This window comes from Sporofaciens sp. SGI.106 (assembly GCF_050314255.1).
GTDB lineage: Bacteria > Bacillota > Clostridia > Lachnospirales > Lachnospiraceae > Claveliimonas.
In genome coordinates this window covers 1-25,760 of sequence record NZ_JBNPMZ010000016.1, presented here as the reverse complement: position 1 = coordinate 25,760, position 25,760 = coordinate 1, and the positions used below count along the sequence as shown (strand labels likewise).

Below are 25,760 nucleotides of genomic sequence, written 5' to 3'. Positions count from 1 at the left end.
GGCGAATTTAGGAGGGAAATCATGAAGTTAGGATTTATCGGAACAGGTAATATGGCAGGAGCTATCATGGGCGGAGTAATCAAGAGTAACGTATTTAAACCGGAAGAGATCATAGGGGCAGATTTATTTGCACCGGGACGCGAGAAGGTGAAAGCACTCTATGGAATCAATGTTACGGATAGCAATAAAGAGGTTATAGAAAAGGCAGAAGTAGTTATTCTTTCTGTAAAGCCACAGTATTATGAATCTGTGATCAGTGAAATAAAAGAACTGGTCAGACCGGAACAGATTATTGTTACAATTGCACCGGGAAAAACTCTGGGTTGGCTTGCTGAAAAGTTTGAAAAAGATGTGAAGATCGTACGTACTATGCCGAATACACCGGCTATGGTAGGGGAAGGTATGACGGCAGCATGTGCGAATGAGCATGTAACAAAGGAAGAACTGGACTATGTATGCAGAATTCTTTCTGCTTTTGGTAAAGTAGAGGTTGTAGGAGAACATTTGATGGATGTTGTTGTTGCGGTAAGCGGAAGTTCACCGGCATATGTGTTTATGTTTATCGAAGCAATGGCAGATGCGGCTGTTTCCGGCGGAATGCCAAGACCGCAGGCTTATAAATTTGCGGCTCAGGCAGTTATGGGAAGTGCGAAGATGGTTCTTGATACGGGAAAACATCCGGGAGAACTGAAAGATATGGTTTGCTCACCGGCAGGAACAACTATCGAAGCTGTTCGTGTACTGGAGCAGAAAGGCTTCCGCAGTTCTGTGATTGAAGCAATGATGGCTTGTGTAGATATTGCAAAAGGAATGTAGATAGGATATACTGTCTACGTGGAAACATAACAATGTTCGCGTAGATGTTGACTGAGAAAGAGGCTGGTGTGTGTTCCGCATACCGGTCTTTTTCGATTATCTTATTGCAGGAGGTAATAGATTTTGGCCGAAAAGCAGAATGTAAAGCGCAGAATTGTTGAGGCTGCCTGGAAATTATTTTATGAAAAGGGATATGATAATACAACTGTAGAGGATATCATTAAGCTGTCAGATACGTCAAAAGGGTCTTTTTATTATTATTTTGTAAGTAAGGATTCTCTGCTCGACACACTCTCCACAATTTTAGATGAGTATTATGTACAGCTGGAAGAAAGACTTGACCCGGAGATGAACAGTTTTGACAAGCTGATGTTTCTGAACTATGAAGCACACAAATATATGGAGCAGAATATTGAGGTGAATTTGCTGGCTTCCCTGTATTCGACGCAGCTGATTGCAAAGGGAGAACGGCATCTTCTGGACCAGAATCGGACATACTATAAGCTGGTAAGCCGAATTGTGGAAGAGGGGCATGTGAGAAATCAGATTAATCGTGAGAAATCCATTCAGGAGATTACCAAGTATTATTCGCTTTGTGAGCGTGCGCTGGTGTCTGACTGGTGCCTCAACAGGGGAGATTATTCGCTGGCAGAATACAGCAAAGAATATATGCCGATTCTGATGGAGTATTTCAGAGTCAGGGAAGAATAAAAGTTAAAATGAGAGCATTGAGGAAAGGAAACTATTATGACAATTTTAATTAAAAACGGGCACGTCCTTGATCCTTTGACCGGACAGGATGGTATATGTGATGTATTAATTGACGGGGACAGAATTACAGGGATGGGAGAAAACCTGGATACTCCCGCAGATCGGGTGATTGATGCTGAGGGATGTTATGTAATGCCGGGCTTTATTGATCTCCATGTGCATTTCCGTGATCCGGGTCTGGAATATAAAGAGACTCTGAAGACGGGAGGAAGAGCCGCTGTCAGAGGAGGTGTGACGACTGTCTGTGCTATGCCGAATACGAAGCCGGTTATTGATAATGGTGTGAAAGTAAAAGAAGTGCAGGATAGAGCTAAGAGAGAATCCCTGACCAATGTGATTCAGCTGGGGGCAGTCACGGTGGGACAGAAGGGAGAAGAGTTGGCTGATATACGTGGGATGGCGGCGCAGGATTGTCATGCTATCAGCGAGGACGGCAAATCTGTGATGAATGCATCTCTTTACCGCCGTGCAATGAAGATTGCAAAAGAAGAGAATCTGGCTGTATTTGCTCACTGTGAAGACATTACCATGGTAGAAGGTGGTGTCATGAATGCGGATGCAAAGGCAGAGAGTCTGGGGTTAAAGGGTATTACGAACAGCGTAGAAGACGTAATTACAGCAAGAGATATTCTGCTTGCCAAGGAAACCGGTGTACAGCTTCACCTGTGCCACTGTTCTACGGCAGACAGCGTGAAGATGGTGGCGCTTGCAAAGGAAGAAGGACTCCCGGTAACCGCAGAAGTGTGTCCGCATCATTTCATCCTCACATCCGATGATATCCCGTCAGATGACGGCAATTTTAAAATGAATCCGCCGCTTCGCAGTAAGGAAGATGTGGAGGCGCTGAGAGAAGGACTGAAAAATAATATTATGGATGTGATTGCTACAGATCATGCACCACATGCCGAGGCAGAAAAGAACAGAACTATGAAGCTGGCAGCATTTGGAATTGTGGGAATCGAGACATCCGCAGCGCTGACATATACAGAGCTGGTTGATAAGGGAGTTCTTACACCAATGCAGATGGCAGAGAAGATGAGCTATAATCCGGCGAAGATACTGGGACTTTCCGATAAGGGATCCGTATCAGAAGGAATGATAGCGGATGTGGTAATCTTTGATCCGCGCAAAGAATATGTGATTGATAAGAAAACATTTTTATCCAAAGGGAAAAATACGCCATTTCAGGGAAGAAAGGTAAAAGGAGAAGTTGCAGTGACCATCGTTGGCGGAAAAATTGTATACGAAGGAGGAAGAACCATTGATTAATCAGTTAGTTTCCAATATTAAGAAAACAGGAGCACCTATCGTTGTCGGACTGGATCCGATGTTAAATTATATTCCAAAGCATGTGCAGGACAAAGCGTTTGCACAGTTTGGAGAGACACTGGAGGGTGCAGCAGAAGCAATCTGGCAGTTTAATAAAGAGATTGTGGATAAGACATATGATTTGATTCCGGCAGTTAAGCCTCAGATTGCCATGTATGAACAGTTTGGAATTCCGGGACTGGAAGCATTTAAAAAGACGGTTGACTACTGTAAAGAGAAAGGCCTTGTAGTTATCGGCGATATTAAAAGAGGTGATATTGGCTCTACATCTGCAGCCTATGCTGTAGGCCATATCGGAAAGGTACAGGTAGGAAGCAAGACCTATGCGCCATTTGACGAGGATTTTGTAACGGTTAATCCATACCTTGGATCTGATGGTGTGAATCCATTTGTAAATGTCTGCAAAGAGGAGAAAAAAGGTCTTTTCATTCTGGTTAAGACTTCTAATCCTTCCAGCGGAGAGTTCCAGGATCAGATGATCGACGGAAGACCACTCTATGAACTGGTTGGCGAAAAGGTTGCTCAGTGGGGAGAAGACTGTATGGGAGATGAGTACAGCTATATTGGTGCAGTAGTTGGTGCAACCTATCCTGAGATGGGAAAAGTGCTTCGCAAGATCATGCCGAAGTCCTATATCCTGGTTCCGGGATATGGTGCTCAGGGAGGCAAAGGAAAGGATCTGGTACATTTCTTTAATGAAGATGGGCTGGGTGCGATAGTAAACTCTTCCCGTGGAATTATTGCAGCATACAAACAGGAAAAATATGCTGAATATGGAGAGATGGCTTTTGGAGATGCATCACGTGCAGCTGTGGAAGATATGGTGGCAGACATTAGGGGTGCATTAGAAAATCGTTAAGAAAGTGTGCCGGAGGGAGATAAGATGGACAGAAAGAAAGAACAGGCAGTGGTAGTCTCACAGGAGATGCTGGCAGACGGTATCTTTAGTATGTGGCTTCGCACAGAGGCGGCACAGACTGCCGGACCGGGACAGTTTATATCCATGTATACCAATGACGGAAGTAAACTGCTTCCGAGACCAATCAGTATCTGTGAGATTGACAAAGAGAATGGACGTCTTCGGGTAGTATACCGTGTAACTGGTGAGCATACGGGGACAGAACAGTTCTCGAAGCTTAAGGCAGGGGATACCATTCCGGTTATCGGACCTCTTGGAAATGGGTTTCCTTATGAAAAAGCAGAAGGGAAACGGGTGTTTCTGATGGGAGGAGGTATTGGTGTTCCGCCGATACTTGAACTTGCGAAACAGATGTACTGTGCGAAGAAGCAGATTGTAGTGGGATACCGGGATGCTCAGACCTTCCTGAAGGAAGAGTTTGAAAAGAACGGGGAACTGTATATTTCTACAGAGGACGGCAGTGTGGGCACAAAAGGCAATGTTATGGATGCTATCCGGGAAAATGGGCTGGAAGCGGATATGATCTTCGCCTGCGGACCGACTCCTATGCTTCGGGCAATTAAAGCATATGCAGAGGAAGCTGGTATAGAATGCTATATTTCTCTGGAAGAGCGGATGGCCTGTGGAATAGGTGCCTGCCTTGCGTGCGTGTGCAAATCCAGAGAAAAGGATCATCACAGTAATGTGAATAATAAGAGAATCTGTAAAGACGGACCGGTATTCTTATCTACGGAGGTGGAAATCTAATGAACATGAAAGTGAACATTGCGGGAGTAGAATGGAATAATCCGGTAACTGTTGCTTCCGGAACATTCGGGTCCGGAGCAGAATTTGCAGAGTTTGTTGACCTGAACAGACTGGGAGCAGTAACAACTAAGGGGGTTGCAAATATTCCGTGGCCGGGCAATCCTACACCGAGAGTTGCAGAGGTATACGGAGGTATGATGAATGCCATCGGTCTGCAGAATCCGGGGATCGATCTTTTCTGCGAGAGGGATATTCCGTTTTTAAGACAGTATGACACCAGAATTATTGTCAATGTCTGCGGAAAATCTACGGAGGATTATTGTGAGGTAGTGGAACGTCTTGCGAACGAGGACGTAGATATGCTGGAAATCAACATTTCCTGCCCGAATGTAAAAGAGGGTGGAATAGCTTTTGGACAGAATCCGAAAGCGGCAGAGGACATTACGAGAGCGGTAAAAAAATATGCGAAACAGCCGGTAATTATGAAACTAAGTCCGAATGTAACCGATATTACGGAGATGGCAAAGGCTGTTGAGGCGGGAGGCGCTGATGCAGTGTCTCTGATCAATACTCTGACTGGAATGAAGATTGATATTAACAGAAAGACATTTGCGCTGGCCAACAAGACCGGCGGTGTATCGGGACCGATCGTACATCCGATTGCAGTGCGTATGGTTTATCAGGTGGCAAATGCCGTGAAGCTTCCGATTATTGGTATGGGCGGTATTTCCACCCCGGAGGATGCCATTGAGATGATTCTGGCAGGAGCAAGTGCGGTTTCAGTGGGAACGGCTAATTTCCATAATCCGGGAGTGACTATGGAAATCGTAGATGGAATTGAGAGCTATATGAAGAAGCATGGGTTCGAAACTGTTGCCGATATGGTGGGAATTGTAAAATAAACACACAAAAACAAGGGGACAGGCTTCCCGACTCTTTAGAGTCGGGAAGCCTGTCCCCTTGTTATATTAGTCCAGATCTATGCTGTAAATCTTGGTTGGACGACCTCTCATATGGCTGGATTTCTGGAAGGATGCTTTGGCGATACCACTATCCTCCAGTTTTTGCAGGATTCGATTGGCACCCCGGAGGGATATGTGGAAATTTTCTGCAAGATCAGCGCTGGTAATTTCTCTCCTGCCCAGGAGTATCAAAAGCCGGGAGAGGCGGTGCATGGTCATGGTGGACAGAGAAGCTTTTTTGGCCAGCTCCTGCATGTGGGATGTAATGATATTGCTGGAATATGTACGTTCAGTTGCACTTAGCGGACCAATTAATTGCAGATCTTCATCTACCAAAAAGGAATCCCCGGAGATGCCGGAAGCTGCAAAGGCATTTTGGGCGTTGGCGATCGCTTCTTCGAGCGTGTTGCCGATTCCATAGGAAATGTTCAGGTTAAAATCAATATATTCATTCAGGTATGTGGCAAGGTGATTTTGTTTGAAATCGGAGGTAATATACGAAATCACCGCTTTTTCTGTAATAATGAGAAGTTTTTCACGCTTCCTCTGGAGAATAAAGTCCAGATCATTTTTATGGGCAAAATCCATGACTGCTTTTTGCAGGGAAATGTCCAGCCGGTCTGTCCAGAGCTGATCTTTGGTCTCTCTTGGAATGATTGAAATTACGGCAGGTGCATGGGCAGTAATTTTTTCAATTTTAATCATGGCAAGCAGGTGCTGCAGAGTGTCTCTTACATATGCATCTGTTCCGTTTGCAAACACACATGGGATATTCAGCTCTTTGAGTCGCGGAACCAGACTGCTGTAACGGCAGATGACCAGATCAATTTTATTCTGTGACCATAGTCTTTGAATGTGTTCTAATGTAGCGTCTTCTATATCATACAATTCATCCAGAGTAGCCATTGAGAGCCAGTTCGAAAAATCCGGAAATGTATCCATGATACTCTTATTTCCTAAAAGACTGAGGACAGATGCCCGCGGCTCGACATTAATAAAAACATCGAAAATAATCCGTTCCGGATCGAGAAAACGATTCTCAATCAACAGAGTAAGAGGAATCCTGTAAAAGCTCTCATTATCGGTATCCAGAGAGAGTATGGGTTTTAAAGGGGTGTCGATAGCCCGCTCTAATACAGTCTGCACTACGATTCCCGTTGTGAGTATTCCGTCTGCCCAATTTTCATTTTTCTGATAAATATCCTTCAGATCTGTAAATTTCTTATATTCTACAAATCGAAATTCCACATGTTCGGGAGGGGTTCCCAAAGTATCCTTCATATATTGTGTCAGGTATGCAGATGTAATAATTAAGATGTGGTAGGTCATGTTTGTTTCCTCCTTGTTCTTATTTATATTTTCTATCAATCTATTCCATAAATCAATAAGTATCTTCCAAAAATACGAAAAATATATGTAAGTTTATATAATTTTAACAAAGTTTGCAAACAATAAAGAAAAGCATTTGATATTTTCAGAATAGCAAATTATAATCAGAAATAAAAGAAGAGTTCTTGAAATATTCCTAAAATAAAGAGGAGGACACTTATGAATGCGGAACAATTGTTAAAAGAGGCGGAAGCTTACAGAGAAAAAATAGTCAATAACAGACATTATCTTCATAGACATGCGGAGGTCGGTTTTGATCTGAAAGAAACTGTAGCTTTTGTAAAATCAGAATTAGAGGCTATGGGATATGAGCCCAAGGAATGTGGAAAAGCGGGTCTGGTAGTAAATGCAGGCGGAAAAAAACCTGGCAAGGTATTTCTGATTCGCGGAGATATGGATGCGCTTCCGATGGAAGAGCAGGCAGATGTAGATTTTCCATCCGAAACGGGAAAAATGCATGCATGCGGACATGATATGCATGCGTCTATGATGCTGGGGGCTGCAAGACTTCTGAAAGATCATGAGGATGAAATTGAGGGAACAGTGAAGCTGATGTTCCAGCCGGCGGAGGAAATATTCCAGGGTGCTCATGATATGATCGAGGCGGGAGTGCTTAAAAATCCGGATGTAGATGCAGCTTTGATGATTCACGTTATGGCAGGTCAGCCATTCCCGGCAGGAACAGTAATTGTCAGTGATGGCGGTGTCAGTGCTCCGGGAGCAGATTTTTATAAGATCCGTATCCAGGGTAAAGGCTGTCATGGCTCCATGCCGAACACGGGTGTGGATCCGGTTACAATAGCTGCCCATATTATTACAGCACTTCAGGAAATTCATGCAAGAGAGTTGGCACTGATGGATGAAGCAGTTCTGACGATTGGAATGATTCATGCGGGACAGGCACCGAATGTAATTCCTGATGTGGTGGAGATGGAAGGAACGATCCGTACCTATGATGAGGAGGTTCGGTCATTTATTAAGCAGAGAATTGAAGAAATATCACAGAGTATTGCATCCGCTTTCCGTGGATCGGCAGAAGTGATTTTCGGAAAAGGATGTCCGGTTCTTGAGAATAATGCTGAATTGTCTGCATGTGCTGCTAAGTATATGGCAGAACTTCTGGGACCAGGAAAATCCTTTACAGCGGGACAGCTTCAGGCTATGGCCGGAGGAAAGGCGCAGAAGTCAGCAGGATCAGAGGATTTTGCTTATGTGAGTCAGGAAGTTCCTGCTATTATGCTGGCATTGGCAGCAGGAGAACCGGGAAAAGGATATGCGTATCCGCAGCATCACCCGAAGGTAAAATTTGACGATGCTGTTCTGGCACCCGGAAGTGCAGTGTATGCATACGCAGCTATGAGATGGCTGGAAGAGCATAAATAACCAAAACACATGAGAGAAGGGAAGGGAAATCTATGAAAGAAATTATCACAAGTCCATTGTTGCTGGCATTGGTTGCAGGCGGTCTGGTTTATATCGTACTGTTCTCACTGGCATATCTGAAGAAGGCATATAAGAGATGTCAGGAGCTGGGAATCAGCGATGAGAAATTAAAAAAGGTTATTAAATCAAGTCTTGTATTTTCAATTGTGCCAAGTTTGTCTATTGTTGTAGGATTATTTGCACTGATACCGGTGCTGGGAACCATCTGGTCCTGGTGGAGATTATCCGTAATCGGTTCTCTGTCATATGAAACACTGATTTCCAGTAGTGTTGCCAGTGCACTTGGATTTGAGACCAGTGCACAGATGTTGGAAATGGGAACTGCTAATCAGTTTGGTGTAGTAATGATCCTGATGAGTATCGGAATGCTGAGTGGATTTTTCATTCTGATTCCGTTTGGAAAGAAACTGTGTATGAGTGTTTCCAAGACAGAAAATGCAAGTACATGGAAATATGTACTTAGTGGAACCTTTATGTTATGTCTGTTTGCAGTATATGTACCGGTCCTTCTGATTGGTGATACCATTCAGGCAGCGGTTATGCTTACAGGTCTTGTGATTGCAGTAGTATTGGGAGTTCTTGCCTCCAAGCCGAAATTAAGATGGCTGAATGATTTTATCATGGCATTTTCCATGATCGGCGGTATGGTTTCATCCCTGTTGTGGACAAGCATTTTTAAGTAAGAGGAGGTACAAAAGATGAGTAAGGATAAAAAAGAAAAGAACAATAAAGCTGTAATGGATCCGTTTCAGAAGTGGTCCCACAGCAAAGGTCGCATTGGTACACTTATCATGCTGATTTACATGGTAGCGATTCCGTTCATTGTTCTGGGATATTATGATGCGATTCCTTCCGTTGGAGAGGTATTTAACCTGGCTACCATTAGTATTCTTATGATTTACATACCTGTCGGAATCTCAGAGGCACTCAGTTATACACCTATTTTGGGCAGCTCCTCTTACCTTACATTCCTGACCGGAAATATTATGAACCTGAAAGTTCCGTGTGCGATTAACGCGCTGAAACTGTCAGAGACAGAGCAGAACACACCGGAAGGTGATGCGATTGCATCTGTAGCAGTAGCAGTTTCCTCTATTATGACGGTAGCTATCCTGGCAATAGCGGCGCTCCTTAGCTCCAGAATCGGATTTGTATTTGAAATTCCACAGGTAAAGACAGCTTCCAATTACATTATTCCGGCTCTTTTCGGTTCTCTGACACTGGGTCTGTTCTCAAGCAGCAGTTCCGGAGACAAGGTAGTAAAAGGCGGAACAAAGGGAGTAATTCCGGTACTCGTTATCGTAACAGTTCTTTCATTACTGGTTCGTATTTCCTCCGGCGGTTCTCTGTTTGGGGCAATTGGATTCTTGATTATTGCAATGCTTCCAATCGCAATCATCACTTCCAGAATCATGTGGAAGAAAGGTATTATTACAGTTGTTGATAATCCGAATCCAATCAAAAAGAAAGATACAGTAGAAGAAACAAAATAATAGTTGTTCTTTCATTCGGGAGGCTGATTAGGGCAGTCTCCCGATTTGTATGTCAGGAGTTCTGAATAGACTTGTATTTATAAAGAAATTGCATTATAATGTGCTCAGCAGAAAGTGTGAAAAATATCATACTTAAGTAAGAATAACAGAAAAAGGAGAGAAAAGATTATGAAATATGTTTGCGAAGTTTGCGGATGGGTATATGATGAGGCAGAAGGATACGAGGAAGGCGGAATTGAACCGGGAACAAAATGGGAAGATGTTCCGGAAGATTTTGAGTGTCCGCTTTGCTCTGTAGGAAAAGATCAGTTCACAGAAGAATAGAATATAGTTTTACATGGCGGCAGTCCTTGCGGGGGCTGCTGTTTTTATGTAAGAGGAAATAATAATTGATAGCTTTCCTGTTTTATGGTAGTATAAAAAATATATTTAGAGATTAAATCAGGCGAAAGCCTTGAAAATAGGAGGATGTACGGACCATGGAAAGTTATAAACAGGAATTTATTGAGTTTATGGTAGAGAGCGATGTGCTCAAATTTGGAGAATTCACATTAAAAAGTGGCAGAAAGTCCCCATTTTTTATGAATGCCGGAGCATATGTGACCGGTACACAGTTGAAAAAGCTGGGTGAGTATTACGCAAAAGCTATCCATGACAGATATGGAGATGATTTTGATGTTCTGTTTGGACCGGCATATAAGGGAATTCCGCTGGCAGTTGTAACTGCTATGGCATTCAGCGAATTATATGGCAAGGAAGTGCGTTACTGTTCTGACCGTAAAGAAGAGAAGGATCATGGCGCTGATAAAGGAAGCTTCCTCGGCAGCAAGCTTAAGGACGGGGATCGGGTTGTTATGATTGAAGACGTTACGACGTCCGGTAAATCCATGGAAGAGACTGTTCCAAAGGTACGGGGAGCTGCTGATGTTGAGATTGTAGGTCTGATGGTTTCCCTGAATCGTATGGAAGTTGGAAAAGGCGGCGAGAAGTGTGCTCTGGATGAGATTAAAGATCTGTACGGATTTGAAACAGCAGCCATTGTTTCTATGGATGAGGTGGTAGAGTGTCTGCACAACAAAGAGTGTCAGGGAAAAATTATAATCGACGATACATTAAAAGCGGCAATTGACGCATATTATGAACAGTATGGTGCGAAATAGCGGGAGGAATAAGTATGAACGAAAAGGCATTTAAAACCATGGGAGTTACAGGTGTCGGAGGGATTGCAATCGGAATTATTGTGATTGTAGTCGGAGTTACTACAGGAATTCTTTCTGTTGTGAGCGGGGCACGTCTGCTGAAAGTAAGAAAAGGGCTTACATTTTAACCAGAAGTTAGAAGGGTGCTGTTTTGGAGTATAAAAGAAGAAAATATTTACGAAAATTGGGGAAAATACTATTTGTCCTGTATATTGGATTTATCATATATTTCCTGCTTTTTTCGGAATGGTATGGGAGAAATCCGGGAGGTATGCAGGAATATCATTACAATTTAGAATTATTTAAGGAAATCAAACGGTTCTGGTATTATAGAGAGCAGCTTGGCTTTTATGCAGTATTTACTAATCTTTTTGGAAATGTGCTGATATTTGTTCCGTTTGGTTTCTTTATGCCTATGGCAAGCAGGTACAGAAGTTTCTGGTCAGCCATGTTTTATAGTTTTATATTAAGTTTTTGTGTGGAAACATTTCAGCTAATAACCACAGTAGGAAGCTTTGATGTGGACGATATGCTTCTGAATACCATGGGTGGAATGATTGGATATATAATATTTGTTGTTTTTGCAGCAAAAAGGAGACATTATTATGCTAAGAAGGCTGAGAGAAGTCATCGTTGAGATGCGTAAGGAACGGCAGAAGAAGAAAACAGAGCGCGAGAAAATGAAGCGACGGAGCCGCAAATTCGGACAGGCAGAGCTGAAGCATTCACGGCGGGGAGTGATGTCCTGTCTGCTTGCGGGGCTCACCTTGTTTTTTATGGTTTTGGTTTTTTCGGTTTCGTACATAAGCAGGGGCGATGTAAGCATTCTGATTGGTACGGTTGGATTGGGATGTCTGATACTGGCTTTTTCTGGACTTAATCAGGGAATTCAGGGATTTAAGGAGCGTGACAAAAACTATCTGACCTGCAAGATAGGAGTAGTGAGCAATGGATTGTTCGTGCTTGGATTACTTATTATTTTCCTAAGGGGGCTTTTTTAGATGATTACTGAGCGATATGAACTGGCAATAGGAAGAATTCGGGAGATACCGGAAGAAGAAACAGTGGCGGATAGATTCCGTCCGTATTTTCGTCAGGTATCCCATTTTATTTTGATGCTGGATGATTTGAAGAAAGAAATAGAGTCGGGAAGATACAGGAAGCAGAGCCTGGATGTTTTAAAAGAGTGGAACAGGAAGCTGTATGAGGATATTCTTCCTGAAAAATATGAAGCAGGTTATGCGGATCCGGCATATGCTGTCAGAATGATGGGAGAGGAATATGGACAGATTCTTTCTTTTTTGTATACAGAAATACGTGGGGCAATTGCATATACGTTTGAACAGAGAGAAGAATATCTTGCGATTGTATACGAATTGTTTATAGAAGTCTATAATTGTTTTGAAGGTCGGGAACTGCCGGAAATACGGGAACTGAAAGAGATTGTTTACTGGTATGCCAGCGATTATTGTGATGTGTTTGCAGCGGACAGAATTTGTGAGCAGATCGATCCGTCATATTCTTTTGCAGTGGATATTATCCGTGAAGCAGACCTGACGGATCTGAGGTATTTGTACTGGTTTGGTGAATATATCAGTGAAAATGAGTGGAAGACTGCTGAACATTTGAATAGTCTGGATGAATCAGTGATTCAGAAGATGGCTGATGTCTATACAGAAGGGTACCGGATGGGATTTATAAATACCGGCAAGGATTTATCTAAGAAGTCGGTAGTGAATATCCGATATGTCCTGGGATTTGAGCGGGTAGTAAAAAAAGCTATTGAAAATTTTGCAAAAATGGGACTTCAGCCTGTGATTTACCGGGCAGCAGTCAGTGTGCTGACCAAACGGCAGCAGCATAAGGTTGGATATTATGGTGGAATTGCAAATAAACAGTATGAGTATGATCACAGGAATGATCAGGGTCTGTTCCTGGGTAAGCGCTTTGTGGAACGTAAGCTGGAAGTTATCAGCCATGTTTATGAGATGAATAAAGAACTGGCAGGGGAATTTGCGGGACCGGCAGTTATGGAGGTGTTTGGAGAACAGCCATTTTCTCCGGTTCAGAAGAATGAGGCAATACATCTGAATGAGAAACAGGAGGAGATATCTCTTGTGTACGACAGCCGTTCCGGTCAGATTACCAATGAGTATATCCGGGGAGATGAGAGGAGCTTTACCATTATTGCTTATCCGATTCCGGAAATCGGACCGGATTATCCGGAGATTTTTAATGAAATTATCCGTATTAATACTTTGGATGCAAAAGTGTACGAGCAGGTGCAGCAGACCATGATCGACGCGTTAGACCAGGGAGAATATGTCCGTATTCTCGGTAAGGGAGATAATCGAACGAATCTGACGGTACAACTGCATAAGCTTCGTGATCCTGAGAAGGAGACAATATTTGAAAACTGCGTTGCGGATGTTAATATTCCGGTAGGTGAAGTATTTACATCTCCGGTACTGGAAGGTACAAATGGAGTTCTGCATGTAAGCAGGGTATATTTAAATGAACTGCAGTATCGCGATCTGGAGATAACTTTTTCCAATGGAATGATTGCGGATTACCGTTGCGGAAATTTTGAACGGGAATCAGATGGCAAAAAGTATATCAGTGATAACATTCTTCATAATCATGCAACTCTTCCTATGGGAGAGTTTGCAATTGGCACTAATACTACCGCTTACGTGGCGGCGAGAAAGTATCAGATGGAAGAGAAGATGCCTATCCTGATTGCGGAGAAGACAGGACCACATTTTGCAGTGGGAGACACCTGTTACAGTTGGAGTGAAGATATTCCGGTGTATAATCCCAACGGAAAAGAAATTGTGGCGAGGGATAACTCTGTCTCTATTCGCAGGAAAGAGGATGTGTCCAAAGCATATTATCACTGCCATACGGATATTACGATTCCATATGATGAGCTGGGAAGTATTACCGTTGTGAAGAAGAATGGAGAGCAGACAGACATTATCAGGGATGGAAGATTTGTTCTGCCGGGAACAGAAATTCTGAATGAACCGTTGAACAAATAAACAATGATATGATATAATGAGCGCATGGCGCGCATTATATCATTGCGCATACCGGTTTCTGCGTTTGCCGCAGAAATCCGGGCGCTAAAATCTGCCAGAGGCATCATGGCCGCTTGCGGTCATGATATAGTATAAACGAATAGTGACGAATGCAGAAAGGATGAACACGATGTCAAAAGTAGGAATTGTAATGGGCAGCGACTCAGACCTTAAGGTTATGGGTAAAGCCGCTGATATGTTGGAAAAGTTAGGGATTGAATATGAGATGACGATCATCTCCGCACACCGGGAGCCGGATGTGTTCTTTGAATATGCGAAATCTGCAGAATCAAAGGGATTTAAAGTAATCATTGCAGGTGCGGGAATGGCCGCTCATCTTCCGGGAATGTGTGCAGCGATTTTCCCGATGCCGGTGATCGGTGTACCGATGTCAGGAAAGAATCTGGATGGACAGGATGCACTTTATTCAATTGTTCAGATGCCGCCTGGAATTCCGGTTGCGACGGTAGCGATCGACGGAGGAATGAATGCTGCAATTCTGGCAGCGAAGATTCTTGCAACATCTGATCCGGAACTGCTTGACAGACTGAAAGCGTATACAGAAGAGATGAAGAATACGGTTCAGGCTAAAGATGCGAAGTTGAAAGAGCTGGGACACAAAGAGTACATGAACCAGAAGTAAAATAATAATACAAATACAAATTAAGGAGACGTGTTATGGATTACAAGAATGCAGGTGTTGATATTGAAGCGGGTTACAAGTCGGTAGAATTAATGAAAAAGCATGTAAAAGAGACCATGAGACCGGAAGTGCTGGGAGGTCTTGGTGGATTTGCAGGTGCTTTTGATCTGAGTGGAATTAAGAATATGGAGGAGCCTGTTCTCCTGTCAGGTACTGACGGATGTGGAACTAAGGTAAAACTTGCATTTGTTATGGACAAGCACGATACGATCGGTATTGATGCGGTTGCAATGTGTGTGAATGATATTGCATGTTCCGGTGGAGAACCGTTATTTTTCCTGGATTATATTGCATGTGGTAAGAACTATCCGGAGAAAATCGCTACGATCGTAAGCGGTGTGGCAGAAGGATGTAAGCAGTCTGAATGTGCACTGGTTGGTGGTGAGACCGCTGAGCATCCGGGTCTTATGCCGGTTGATGATTATGATCTTGCGGGATTTGCTGTTGGTGTTGTAGATAAGAAGGATATTATCAATGGTGAAAATATCAAACCGGGTGATGTTCTGGTAGGTATGGCATCCACTGGTGTTCACAGTAACGGATTTTCTCTGGTGCGTAAAGTATTCGAAATGACTAAGGAATCTTTGGATACATATTATGACGAGCTTGGAAAAACATTGGGAGAGGCGCTGATCGCTCCGACAAGAATTTACGTAAAAGCTTTAAAGAGTATTAAGAACAGTGGTGTAAAGGTAAAGGGCTGCAGCCATATTACAGGAGGCGGTTTCTATGAAAATATTCCGAGAATGCTTCCGGAAGGAGTTCGTGCAGTCGTGAAAAAAGACAGCTATGAAGTTCCGGCAATCTTTAAGCTTTTAGCTGAAAAAGGTGATATTGCGGAAGAGATGATGTACAACACCTTTAACATGGGGCTTGGAATGGTTCTGGCACTGGATCCGGCAGATGTTGATAAGGCTATGGAAGCAATCCGTGCAGTCGGTGATGTGCCTTACGTAGTTGGTCATGTAGAAGCAGGAGAAAAAGGAGTTACCTTATGTTAAACGTAGTGGTACTTGTATCCGGAGGAGGAACGAATCTTCAGGCGATTATTGATTCGGTAGAATCCGGTGCAATTACCAATACAAAGATTACGGGTGTCATCAGTAACAATAAGAATGCCTATGCCCTTGAAAGAGCAAAGAAGCATGGTATCAGTGCGCAATGCATTTCTCCGAAGGATTTTGAGACGAGAGACAGATTCAATGAAGTGTTCCTGGAAACGATTGACAGTATGCAGCCGGATCTGATCGTTCTGGCTGGATTCCTGGTAGTCATTCCGGAAGCCATGATAGAAAAATACAGAAATCGAATCATTAATATTCATCCATCTCTGATCCCGTCATTTTGTGGAACAGGGTATTATGGACTTAAAGTTCATGAGGCGGCGCTGGCACGCGGTGTTAAAGTAGTGGGTGCGACTGTTCATTTTGTAGATGAAGGTACGGATACAGGACCGATCATCCTTCAGAAAGCAGTAGAAGTAGAGCAGGGGGATACTCCGGAAGTGCTTCAGCGACGCGTGATGGAACAGGCAGAGTGGAAGATTCTTCCGAAAGCAATTGATCTGATTGCTAACGGCAGAATCCAGGTGGAAGAGAATCTGGTAAAGATTCTTCCATAACGAGAGAAGGAGGAGGAGCAGCATGAAAGTATTAATCGTAGGCAGCGGCGGAAGAGAGCATGCAATCGCGTATTGTGTGGCAAAGAGTGAAAAAGTGGATAAGATATACTGTACACCGGGAAATGCCGGAATTGCAGAATATGCGGAATGTGCACCGATCGGTGCTATGGAATTTGAAAAAATTGTGGCATTTGCAAAAGAAAAAGAGATTGATCTGGTTATTGTAGGTATGGATGATCCGCTGGTGGGAGGTCTTGTGGATGAATTGGAGGCAGCAGGAATCCGTGCGTTCGGACCACGGAAAAATGCGGCAATACTGGAAGGATCCAAGGCATTTTCTAAAGATCTGATGAAAAAGTACAATATTCCTACAGCGGGGTATGAGAATTTTGATGATGCGGAGAAAGCACTTGCTTATCTTGAAACAGCTAAATTCCCGATCGTACTGAAAGCTGATGGACTTGCTCTCGGCAAAGGTGTACTGATCTGTAATACACTGGAGGAGGCTAAGGAAGGTGTCAAGACTATTATGCTGGACAAAAAATTTGGTGCGTCCGGTAATACTATGGTTGTAGAAGAATTCATGACAGGACGTGAAGTATCTGTTCTTTCTTTTGTGGATGGAAATACGATCAAGACTATGACTTCTGCGCAGGATCATAAGCGTGCGCAGGATGGAGATCAGGGATTGAACACCGGTGGTATGGGAACTTTCTCGCCGAGTCCATTCTATACCAAAGAAGTAGAAGATTTCTGCAATAAATATATATATCAGGCCACGGTAGATGCAATGAAGGCTGAAGGCAGACCGTTCAAGGGTGTTATTTTCTTTGGACTGATGCTGACAGAAGATGGTCCGAAAGTGTTGGAATACAATGCAAGATTTGGAGATCCGGAGGCACAGGTAGTACTTCCGCGTATGAAGAATGATATTGTTGAAGTAGTAGAGGCATGCATTGACGGAACTCTGGATCAGGTAGACCTGCAATTTGAGGACAATGCAGCCGTATGTGTTGTGCTTGCATCGGACGGATATCCGCTGTCATATGAAAAAGGACTCCCGATCAGCGGTCTGGATGAATTTAAGAAGCATGAGGGATATTACTGTTTCCATGCAGGTACCAAATTTGACGGTGACCGGATTGTGACGAATGGCGGACGTGTTCTTGGTATTACTGCCAAGGGGGCTACCCTTAAGGAGGCACGAGCAAATGCTTACGCTGCAACGGAATGGGTGAAATTCGATAACAAATATATGCGCCATGATATTGGAAAAGCGATTGATGAGGCATAAAACTGAATAAAACAAAAAAAGATTGCGCGTAATGCGCAATCTTTTTTTACTCCGGAATTTTTAATAATTTCCAAGCTGGGCAAGATATTTATCGATTTTTTTGAGTCGCTTTTCTATTCCTTTTACTTTATGACTGATGGTATCTAAAAGAGCTTCTGCAACAAACTGAGCGCCCACCAGGGAATTGAAAAAGGTATCGCTGTTTACAGGAACTGTCAGGAGTACCGTCGCATATCCGGCAAGCAGGGAGCTGGGTTTGTCGGTGATGACAACAATTTTTGCTCCGGCATCTTTTGCCATGGAAGCACTGAGTTTATCCAGGGATGAATATCTGGGAAAAGAAAATACAATCAGACAGTCATCTTTGGAAATATTGCATAAATGATCCATGGGGCTCATGGAAGAGGAGACAGTGGTGTCTACATTTGGAAGCATGTGTTTCAAATACAGAAAAAAATAATCTCCAAGTGAAGCGTTTCCACGGGAAGCAGTTATGTATTTGAACCGGCTGTTTATAATGACATCGGCAGCTTCTTCAAAAGCGGCAAGACTGTTATTGGCGAAGACGTTTTCAAGATTGTTAAGGGCATTTTTAAAATGTCTGTTTATATAATCGGAACTGGTACCCATCTTTGAGCGATGAGCCATCCGCTGTGATGGTACAGTGATGGAGCTGGAGATGCTGTATACCTTATCCTGATAATCCTTTCGAAGTGTTTTCTGAAAATCCATAAAGCCGCTGAATCCAAGGGAACGGCTAAAGCGTATGACTGATGATTCACTTACGCCGAGTTCCTGAGCTATTTCGGTTGATGTCATGAAACAGGCATCAGAAGAATGATCCAGAACATATTTTGCAATCATTCTCTGTGTTTTTGTCAGACTGGCATTATTAATTATTTCTCTTAATTCTTTCATATTGTGTCCTCCGATAGCATATATAGTTCTATCTAATAGAATTTAACCACGAAATAACAAAATATGCAACAGAATTGTTAATACAATAACAAAAAAATGCTTGAAATAAAACTTTTGTGAAAAAAATAACTTTTATTGAATAATATAAATCCCTGTGATAGTATAAATTTAGAGATAAATGAAAAATATTTTTCACATAGGGGATAAAATGAAAAATATTATTCATAATGAACGGGAACAAAAAATAAAGATTCAGTGGCGAACAACAAAAACGAAAATCAGGAGGGTAAAAAAGTGAAAGTTGGATGTGTAAAAGAAATTAAAAACAACGAGTTCCGTGTAGGTATGACACCAGATAATGTAAAAAGCTATGTAAATGCCGGTCATGAAGTTTATATTGAGAAAGGTGCCGGAATCGGGTCCGGATTTGCGGATGATGAGTATGAAGCAGCAGGCGCTAAAATGATTGATACTGCAAAAGAGGTATGGGATACTGTTGAGATGATGGTTAAGGTAAAAGAGCCGTTGGAGGAAGAGTATCCACTGTTCCACGAAGGACTGATTCTTTATACATATCTTCATCTGGCAGCAGATAAACCGCAGACTGATGCACTTCTTGAAGGTAAGGTAAAGGGCGTTGCTTATGAGACGTTATTTGATCCTAAAAATGGCGGACTTCCTCTTCTTGCTCCGATGAGTCAGATTGCAGGACGTCTGAGTATTCAGGAAGGTGCAAAATATCTGGAGAAGAGATTTGGCGGAGAAGGTGTTCTTCTGGCAGGTGTTCCGGGAACTCCAAAGGCTAATATTGTCATCCTTGGTGGAGGTAATGTAGGTACAAATGCATGCAAAATTGCTGTAGGTATGGGAGCTAATGTAACAATTATAGATATCAGTCTTCCGAGACTGGCTTATCTGGATGACATCTTTGGTGCGCGTATCCAGACTCTGGTATCTACCGATGCAAATATTGAAAAAGCTGTGAAAGAAGCTGATCTGGTAATTGGCTGTGTATTGATTCCGGGAAAGGCTGCTCCGAAGATCTTTAAGAAAAAATATCTTAAAGAGATGAAGCCGGGAGCAGTATTTGTAGATGTTGCAGTTGACCAGGGCGGATGTGGAGAAACAACAAAGGTTACATACCATGATGATCCGATCTTCATTGAGGATGGAGTTGTTCATTACTGCGTAGGAAATATGCCGGGAGCAGTTCCGAGGACATCTACGATTGCTCTTACTAATGCAACATTGAGCTATGGATTACAGATTGCTAACAAAGGTCTCGAAAAAGCATGTGCAGAAAACGAGGTTATTTACTCTGCAATCAACACATATGACGGAAAACTTACATGCAAGAATGTTGCTGACAGTTTTGACTGCTATGAGTACGTAGATGTAAGAGAAGTGTGCAAATAAGCAAAGCTGCTTAATTTCTGATATGATTCTTTCTGTTGCGGGAAAGCGCATCCTTCGGGATGCGTTTTTTCGCATTATTAGGAAACTCTTCCGGTCTTGCGCGGATGAAGGATTGACGTAAGACGTAGTGTGTGCTAATGTATGTATAACACAAGAAACATAAGAAAAGGTGAGAAAATGCTGATAGAGATTGATTTTAACAGTGACGAGGCCATATATATGCAGCTGCGTAATCAGATTATTATGGGAATTGCAACATCTGCCCTGCAGGAGGGAGAGGCTTTGCCGTCCGTGAGGCAGCTTGCACAGACGGTGGGAATTAATATGCATACAGTAAATAAAGCTTATGCGGTACTTCGCCAGGAAGGTTTTATCCAGCTTGACAGAAGAAGAGGTGCAGTGATTGCGCTTGATGTGGATAAGATAAAGGCGATTACAGAGATGAAAGAACAACTCCGTATTGTCCTGGCAAAGGGATGCTGTAAGAATATTTCTAAAGAAGAGGTCCATGAACTTGTGGATGAGATATATGAAGAATATCAGGTGTGAGAATGCTCCCACCGCTATAGGAGGATAACTTGGAAATGAATTATACACAACAGGCAAAAGAAGTATTAAGGATTGCCAGAGCGGCGGCGAAGGATCTGGACCATCCCTATGTAGGGACGGAACATCTTCTTCTGGGACTAAAAAAGGTTTATTCGGGTGTGGCAGGCCAGATTCTGGGCTCTGGTGGAGTGAAAGAGGATGATATCCTGAGAATTATGAATGAGCTGGTATCACCTGTGGCCGATGCAGAACCATCTCATCATCCACAAACCAGTCCCAGATTTGAATTTATTCTGGAAGAGGCTAAGGAAGAAGCAATCAGGCTTCGTTCGAATGAGATTGGAACGGAACATCTTCTGCTGGCGCTTCTTAGGGATGTGGATTGTGTGGCTACCCGTATTCTTCTTACTATGAACGTGAATCTGCAGAAGGTACTGCAGGAAATTTTATATATTGTTGGAGCGGATCCGGCCGATTATGCAGATGACATGCAGGATGACGGACGCAAAAAAACGGCTGTTCTGGAACAGTACGGAACAGATATTACAACGCAGGCTGCTGAAGGAAGGCTTGATCCGGTTATCGGCCGGGAACAGGAGATTGCCCGGCTGATGCAGGTGCTGAGCAGACGGACGAAGAATAATCCGTGTCTTGTCGGAGAACCCGGAGTGGGAAAAACTGCGGTGATAGAAGGACTTGCGGCTCGAATCGCTGAAGGAACCGTGCCGGAAGGCATGAAAGGGAAGCGGATTCTTACAATGGATCTGGCTGCAATGATCGCAGGTTCCAAATACAGAGGAGAGTTTGAGGAGCGTATGAAACGTCTTATCCAGGAAGTGAAAAGTTCCGGAAATGTTATCCTTTTTTTGGATGAGGTTCATACAATCATAGGTGCTGGAGGAGCGGAAGGGGCTATGGATGCCTCAAATATATTAAAACCATCTCTGGCACGAGGAGAGATTCAGCTGATCGGTGCTACTACGATTTCAGAATATCGAAAGCATATTGAAAAAGATGCTGCACTGGAGCGCAGATTTCAGCCGATTACTATTGAAGAACCGGGAAAAGAGCAGTGTTTTGATATTTTGAAAGGGTTAAAGAGCCGTTATGAAGAACATCATCATGTAAAGATTACGGACGAAGCGTTAGAGGCAGCAGTTAACTTGTCCGGAAGATATATCAATGACCGTTTCCTGCCGGATAAGGCAATTGATGTGTTGGATGAGGCGTGCTCTAAGGTTGGTCTTCGCGGCTATAAGGTTCCGGAGAATATTGGGGAGCTGGAGCATATCATTACAAGAATGACAGAAGATAAAGAGGAGGCAATTAGAAAGGGAGATTTTGCAGAAGCTTCTCTGATTCATAAAGAGCAGGCGGAGGTTGAGAATAAGCTGGAGCAGGTTCGCAGGCGTTTTCAGAAAAAGAATGAAAACAGACAGATAAATGTTATTGAAGCTGATATCGCAGATGTTGTATCAGAGTGGACGAAAATACCTGTGCAGAAACTGACGGAATCCGAAGGCGTGCGCCTGAAAAATCTGGAGAAGACTTTGCATAAGAGAGTAATCGGGCAGGAAGAAGCAGTATCGGCAGTGGCAAAAGCGGTTCGCCGCGGGCGTGTAGGTTTGAAAGATCCGGGACGACCGATTGGGTCATTCCTTTTTCTGGGACCAACCGGAGTGGGAAAGACGGAGCTTTCCAAAGCTCTTGCTGAGGCGCTTTTTGGAAGCGAGGACTCCATTATTCGGGTAGATATGTCGGAATATATGGAAAAGCACAGTGTGTCAAAAATGATTGGCTCTCCGCCGGGATATGTGGGGCATGAGGATGGAGGACAACTGAGTGAACAGGTGAGAAGACATCCCTATTCCGTAATTTTATTTGATGAAATTGAGAAAGCACATCCGGATGTTTTTAATATTTTGCTGCAGGTGTTGGATGATGGGCATATTACCGATTCACAGGGAAGAAAAGTGGATTTTAAAAATACGGTTATTATTATGACATCAAATGCGGGGGCGCAGGCAATTATTGATCCGAAGCGGCTTGGATTTGTGACGAAGGAGGATGAATCCGGTGATTACAAACGGATGAAATCCAACGTAATGAATGAAATCAAGCTGATTTTCCGACCGGAATTTCTGAACCGCATTGATGAGATTATTGTATTCCATGCGCTGAATAAAGAACATATGAAACGAATTGTTGGTCTGATGTGCAAAGAGGTCTGTGCGAGGGCGGGCGAACAGTTGGGAATCCGGCTCGTGATAAGGGATTCTGTAAAAAAACACATTGTTGAGACGGGTATGGATCAGAAGTATGGAGCCCGTCCGCTGCGGCGTGCGGTGCAGAACCTTTTGGAAGATAAACTGGCAGAGGCTATTCTTGACGGCACTGTTACCAGAAACAGTGAAGTGGAAGTGGGCATATCTAAAAAAGAAATAAAATTTATTCCAAAAGCTACAAATCAGGAAGTTTAAATGCTATAATGACAACATAAGTACGAAATACCAGGAGGATAAATAATATGGCAGTAATAAAAGAACTGTTGAGAACGGAAGCAGATGGAACACTTAGCTTTGGAGATTTCACTCTGGCATCCAAGACAAAGCTGGATGGATTTGAATATCAGGGAGATCTGTACAAAGTAAAAACATTTGCAGAGATCACCAAGCTTGAGAAAAATGGAATGTTTGTTTATGAATCAGTTCCGGGAACAGCAGTGGAAGGTTTCAAGGCATCTGAAAATGTTGTTACATTTAAAGTGTCAGGGGAGAAAGACGCACAGTTTACATTGGAGCTTGAGGCCGATACAGAATATGTGGTATATATGGATGACGTAAATATTGGTGATATCAAGACGAATTTGAGTGGAAAACTCAGTGTCAGCGTTGAATTGGAGTCTGGCAAGAGCGTTGATATCAAGATTGTCAGAAAATAAGATAATCGGATATTTTTCAGTAATACATTGGCGGAAAGGCTGCAAAATTGCAGCCTTTTTTAGACGGAAGAACGAGGAAGAGATAATGGCAAAAGGGAAGAAAAGCATTTTTTTCTGTCAGAATTGTGGACATGAAGAAAGTAAATGGCTTGGGCAATGTCCGGTGTGCAAGGAATGGAATACATTTGTTGAGGAGAAGACGGCAGTGACTCACAGCAGCACTGTCAAAGGGGGTGCGCGTGGGGCTGAGGTGGTCACGCTTTCCAATGTATGTACAGATCAGGACGAGCGCCTGAAAACAGGAATAAAAGAACTTGACCGGGTTCTGGGAGGAGGAATTGTGCCGGGTTCCCTTGTGCTGGTAGGCGGTGATCCCGGCATTGGAAAATCTACACTGCTTCTTCAGGTGTGTCAGTGTCTGTCGGCGGAAAAACGGAAAGTTTTATATATATCAGGAGAAGAATCCTTGAAGCAGATTAAGCTTCGTGCAAATCGTATGGGAAATTTTACAGAAGATTTGCTTCTGTTATGTGAAACAAATCTGGAAACGATTAGCACAACAATTGAAAAAGTTAATCCGGCAGTGGTGGTTATTGATTCTGTTCAGACTATGTACAGTGAAGAAGTGGGATCTGCTCCGGGAAGTGTATCTCAGGTCAGGGAAGCAACCCATGTCCTGATGAAACTTGCAAAAGGTTTGAACATTGCTGTATTTATAGTAGGACATGTGACAAAAGAGGGGACGGTCGCAGGACCGAGAGTGTTGGAACATATGGTGGATACAGTCCTTTATTTTGAGGGGGACCGACATGCTTCATATCGAATTCTGAGAGGTGTTAAAAATCGTTTTGGTTCTACTAATGAAATTGGTGTTTTTGAAATGCAAAAATGCGGACTGGTAGAGGTTGAAAATCCATCTGAATATATGCTGAGTGGAAGACCGGAAAATGCTTCGGGCTCGGTAGTGGCGTGTGCGATTGAGGGTACAAGACCAATGTTGATGGAGATTCAGGCTCTGGTCTGTCAGAGTAATTTCGGCATGCCAAGGAGAACAGCTGCTGGCCTCGATTATAATCGCGTAAATCTACTTATGGCAGTTTTGGAGAAAAGGATAGGACTTCCCCTGTCTAATTACGATGCCTATGTTAATATTGCGGGAGGTATCCGTATGAATGAACCTGCGTCGGATCTGGGGATTGTGATGGCAATTGTATCCAGTTATAAAAATAAACCGGTTGCAGAGGATACCATTGTTTTTGGAGAAGTAGGACTTAGTGGGGAGGTTCGGGCAGTAACGATGCCGGATCAGAGAGTGGCAGAGGCGAAAAAGCTGGGATTTAAAACATGTATTATGCCGGAAGTATCAGTGAAAAATCTTGGTAAAGTGGAAGGAATAGAGATTGTTGGAGTCAGAACGGTTAATCAGGCTATATCCTTATTGTAAAAACTTCACTTCGCATCTAAAGTACTGGTTGGTAAAATGGTCGGTCAAAAAATAAAAACCTGGAAAACAATTGTTTGAATTGTATAAATTAAATAAAAAATAAAAATAATATTGACAATTCAAAGAAGACTGTGGTATTCTATCAAAGCTGTCACTTGAACATTGAGTTGTTACAAGAGACAAGCAAAAAAGAAATTAAAAAAGTTGTTGACAAACGACGAAAGATATGATAATCTATTAAAGCTGTCGCTTGAACGACAACACAAAGAACCTTGATAACTGAACAATAGACAACGACCCTGAAGATTTCTTTAAGAGAAAATTCAGAGAACAGCTAAGAACTGCGCGAGTGGAGCTGAGATGTAAAAACTTGTTTTTTAACATTGAGCAAACGAGCATTGGCGAAGCCAAGATGAGCGAGAAGCTCTGCTTCGAGCTTATAGAGCAGTTCTGGTACTTTAAAAACAGTAATAACGGGATAGGAAAGCTAGTAGTTTTCCTGACTGTGATTAAACGAAAATGAAGTTCCATCGGCGATGCCGAGGAACGATTAATTTGCTAAGCATCAAAGATGCAAAGCAAATTATATCAACGAGAGTTTGATCCTGGCTCAGGATGAACGCTGGCGGCGTGCTTAACACATGCAAGTCGAACGAAGCACCTTACTTTGATTCTTCGGATGAAGAGTATTGTGACTGAGTGGCGGACGGGTGAGTAACGCGTGGG

At 43.0% G+C, this 25,760-nt stretch carries 26 protein-coding genes and 1 rRNA gene; 25 read left to right on the top strand and 2 right to left on the bottom strand.

The genetic code is table 11. The features are described 5' to 3' along the window. Nucleotides 1–21 precede the first annotated feature (21 nt). From proC to ACQRCC_RS11455, 6 genes are all read left to right on the top strand, one after another. Entirely contained in the window at nt 22–816 is a 795-nt protein-coding gene (gene proC / locus ACQRCC_RS11480; RefSeq protein WP_427850914.1) for a pyrroline-5-carboxylate reductase, read from the top strand. A 123-nt stretch (nt 817–939) separates the two neighbouring features. After that, the gene (locus tag ACQRCC_RS11475) at nt 940–1,527 is read left to right on the top strand and encodes a TetR/AcrR family transcriptional regulator (protein WP_427850913.1); all 588 of its coding nucleotides are present in this window, start codon (nt 940–942) and stop codon (nt 1,525–1,527) included. A gap of 36 nt (nt 1,528–1,563) precedes the next feature. Beyond that, on the top strand, nt 1,564–2,856 hold the full coding sequence (locus tag ACQRCC_RS11470; protein WP_427850912.1) for a dihydroorotase: 1,293 nt from the start codon (nt 1,564–1,566) through the stop codon (nt 2,854–2,856). After that, nucleotides 2,849–3,775, top strand: a complete 927-nt coding sequence (gene pyrF, locus ACQRCC_RS11465) for an orotidine-5'-phosphate decarboxylase (RefSeq protein ID WP_427850911.1) — start codon at nt 2,849–2,851, stop codon at nt 3,773–3,775. Before ACQRCC_RS11470 ends, pyrF begins: the two co-directional genes overlap by 8 nt. Before the next feature lie 24 nt (nt 3,776–3,799). Further along, entirely contained in the window at nt 3,800–4,582 is a 783-nt protein-coding gene (locus tag ACQRCC_RS11460; protein ID WP_427850910.1) for a dihydroorotate dehydrogenase electron transfer subunit, read from the top strand. Further along, nucleotides 4,582–5,484, top strand: a complete 903-nt coding sequence (locus ACQRCC_RS11455; RefSeq protein WP_427850909.1) for a dihydroorotate dehydrogenase — start codon at nt 4,582–4,584, stop codon at nt 5,482–5,484. Before ACQRCC_RS11460 ends, ACQRCC_RS11455 begins: the two co-directional genes overlap by 1 nt. A 66-nt stretch (nt 5,485–5,550) precedes the next feature. Here the strand turns inward: ACQRCC_RS11455 and ACQRCC_RS11450 are convergent, their stop codons facing one another. Next, complete coding sequence (locus tag ACQRCC_RS11450; RefSeq protein WP_427850908.1) at nt 5,551–6,873, bottom strand: hypothetical protein; 1,323 nt, start codon at nt 6,871–6,873, stop codon at nt 5,551–5,553. 219 nt (nt 6,874–7,092) lie between these two features. Here ACQRCC_RS11450 and ACQRCC_RS11445 point away from each other — a divergent pair, with 219 nt between their 5' ends. From ACQRCC_RS11445 to purD, 13 genes are all read left to right on the top strand, one after another. Then, the gene (locus tag ACQRCC_RS11445) at nt 7,093–8,316 is read left to right on the top strand and encodes a M20 metallopeptidase family protein (protein WP_427850907.1); all 1,224 of its coding nucleotides are present in this window, start codon (nt 7,093–7,095) and stop codon (nt 8,314–8,316) included. A gap of 32 nt (nt 8,317–8,348) precedes the next feature. Next, the gene (locus tag ACQRCC_RS11440) at nt 8,349–9,059 is read left to right on the top strand and encodes a DUF5058 family protein (RefSeq protein ID WP_427850906.1); all 711 of its coding nucleotides are present in this window, start codon (nt 8,349–8,351) and stop codon (nt 9,057–9,059) included. A 15-nt stretch (nt 9,060–9,074) separates the two neighbouring features. Continuing rightward, the gene (locus ACQRCC_RS11435) at nt 9,075–9,869 is read left to right on the top strand and encodes a hypothetical protein (RefSeq protein WP_427850905.1); all 795 of its coding nucleotides are present in this window, start codon (nt 9,075–9,077) and stop codon (nt 9,867–9,869) included. 168 nt (nt 9,870–10,037) lie between these two features. Next, nucleotides 10,038–10,193 carry a rubredoxin gene (locus ACQRCC_RS11430; protein WP_427850904.1) on the top strand — a complete coding sequence of 52 codons (156 nt, stop codon included), beginning with the start codon at nt 10,038–10,040 and terminating at the stop codon, nt 10,191–10,193. Nucleotides 10,194–10,348: 155 nt separating this feature from the next. Beyond that, a complete protein-coding gene (gene pyrE / locus ACQRCC_RS11425; RefSeq protein WP_427850903.1) occupies nt 10,349–11,029 on the top strand; it encodes an orotate phosphoribosyltransferase in 681 nt (226 codons plus the stop codon). 14 nt (nt 11,030–11,043) lie between these two features. After that, nucleotides 11,044–11,196 (top strand): hypothetical protein, encoded by a 153-nt coding sequence (locus ACQRCC_RS11420; protein ID WP_427850902.1) that lies wholly within the window; start codon nt 11,044–11,046, stop codon nt 11,194–11,196. A 23-nt stretch (nt 11,197–11,219) separates the two neighbouring features. Then, on the top strand, nt 11,220–11,705 hold the full coding sequence (locus ACQRCC_RS11415) for a VanZ family protein (RefSeq protein WP_427850901.1): 486 nt from the start codon (nt 11,220–11,222) through the stop codon (nt 11,703–11,705). Further along, nucleotides 11,674–12,069, top strand: a complete 396-nt coding sequence (locus tag ACQRCC_RS11410; protein WP_427850900.1) for a DUF6142 family protein — start codon at nt 11,674–11,676, stop codon at nt 12,067–12,069. Before ACQRCC_RS11415 ends, ACQRCC_RS11410 begins: the two co-directional genes overlap by 32 nt. After that, entirely contained in the window at nt 12,070–14,109 is a 2,040-nt protein-coding gene (locus ACQRCC_RS11405; protein WP_427850899.1) for an aminopeptidase, read from the top strand. 169 nt (nt 14,110–14,278) lie between these two features. Beyond that, nucleotides 14,279–14,791: a 5-(carboxyamino)imidazole ribonucleotide mutase gene (gene purE / locus ACQRCC_RS11400; protein WP_427850898.1), complete on the top strand. Its 513-nt coding sequence runs from the start codon at nt 14,279–14,281 to the stop codon at nt 14,789–14,791. 35 nt (nt 14,792–14,826) lie between these two features. Continuing rightward, entirely contained in the window at nt 14,827–15,852 is a 1,026-nt protein-coding gene (gene purM, locus ACQRCC_RS11395; protein WP_427850897.1) for a phosphoribosylformylglycinamidine cyclo-ligase, read from the top strand. Then, nucleotides 15,846–16,472, top strand: a complete 627-nt coding sequence (gene purN / locus ACQRCC_RS11390) for a phosphoribosylglycinamide formyltransferase (RefSeq protein ID WP_427850896.1) — start codon at nt 15,846–15,848, stop codon at nt 16,470–16,472. The genes purM and purN overlap by 7 nt, the downstream gene beginning before the upstream one ends. 22 nt (nt 16,473–16,494) lie before the next feature. Further along, nucleotides 16,495–17,766 carry a phosphoribosylamine--glycine ligase gene (purD, locus tag ACQRCC_RS11385; RefSeq protein WP_427850895.1) on the top strand — a complete coding sequence of 424 codons (1,272 nt, stop codon included), beginning with the start codon at nt 16,495–16,497 and terminating at the stop codon, nt 17,764–17,766. 60 nt (nt 17,767–17,826) lie between these two features. Here purD and ACQRCC_RS11380 read toward each other — a convergent pair whose 3' ends face one another. Continuing rightward, nucleotides 17,827–18,684 carry a MurR/RpiR family transcriptional regulator gene (locus ACQRCC_RS11380; RefSeq protein WP_427850894.1) on the bottom strand — a complete coding sequence of 286 codons (858 nt, stop codon included), beginning with the start codon at nt 18,682–18,684 and terminating at the stop codon, nt 17,827–17,829. 294 nt (nt 18,685–18,978) lie between these two features. On the opposite strand from ACQRCC_RS11380, the gene ald reads away from it, so the two are divergent. The 6 genes from ald to ACQRCC_RS11350 form a co-directional block, all read left to right on the top strand. Continuing rightward, nucleotides 18,979–20,100, top strand: coding sequence for an alanine dehydrogenase (gene ald, locus ACQRCC_RS11375; protein WP_427850893.1), 1,122 nt, complete (start codon nt 18,979–18,981; stop codon nt 20,098–20,100). A 177-nt stretch (nt 20,101–20,277) separates the two neighbouring features. After that, nucleotides 20,278–20,649, top strand: a complete 372-nt coding sequence (locus tag ACQRCC_RS11370) for a GntR family transcriptional regulator (protein ID WP_427850892.1) — start codon at nt 20,278–20,280, stop codon at nt 20,647–20,649. Nucleotides 20,650–20,684: 35 nt separating this feature from the next. Next, the gene (locus ACQRCC_RS11365) at nt 20,685–23,129 is read left to right on the top strand and encodes an ATP-dependent Clp protease ATP-binding subunit (protein WP_427850891.1); all 2,445 of its coding nucleotides are present in this window, start codon (nt 20,685–20,687) and stop codon (nt 23,127–23,129) included. A 47-nt stretch (nt 23,130–23,176) separates the two neighbouring features. Beyond that, nucleotides 23,177–23,590 carry an endosialidase gene (locus tag ACQRCC_RS11360; RefSeq protein ID WP_427850890.1) on the top strand — a complete coding sequence of 138 codons (414 nt, stop codon included), beginning with the start codon at nt 23,177–23,179 and terminating at the stop codon, nt 23,588–23,590. An 85-nt stretch (nt 23,591–23,675) separates the two neighbouring features. Continuing rightward, complete coding sequence (gene radA / locus ACQRCC_RS11355; RefSeq protein ID WP_427850889.1) at nt 23,676–25,034, top strand: DNA repair protein RadA; 1,359 nt, start codon at nt 23,676–23,678, stop codon at nt 25,032–25,034. Between the two features lie 587 nt (nt 25,035–25,621). Beyond that, nucleotides 25,622–25,760, top strand: a 16S ribosomal RNA gene (locus ACQRCC_RS11350); the annotation flags it as partial.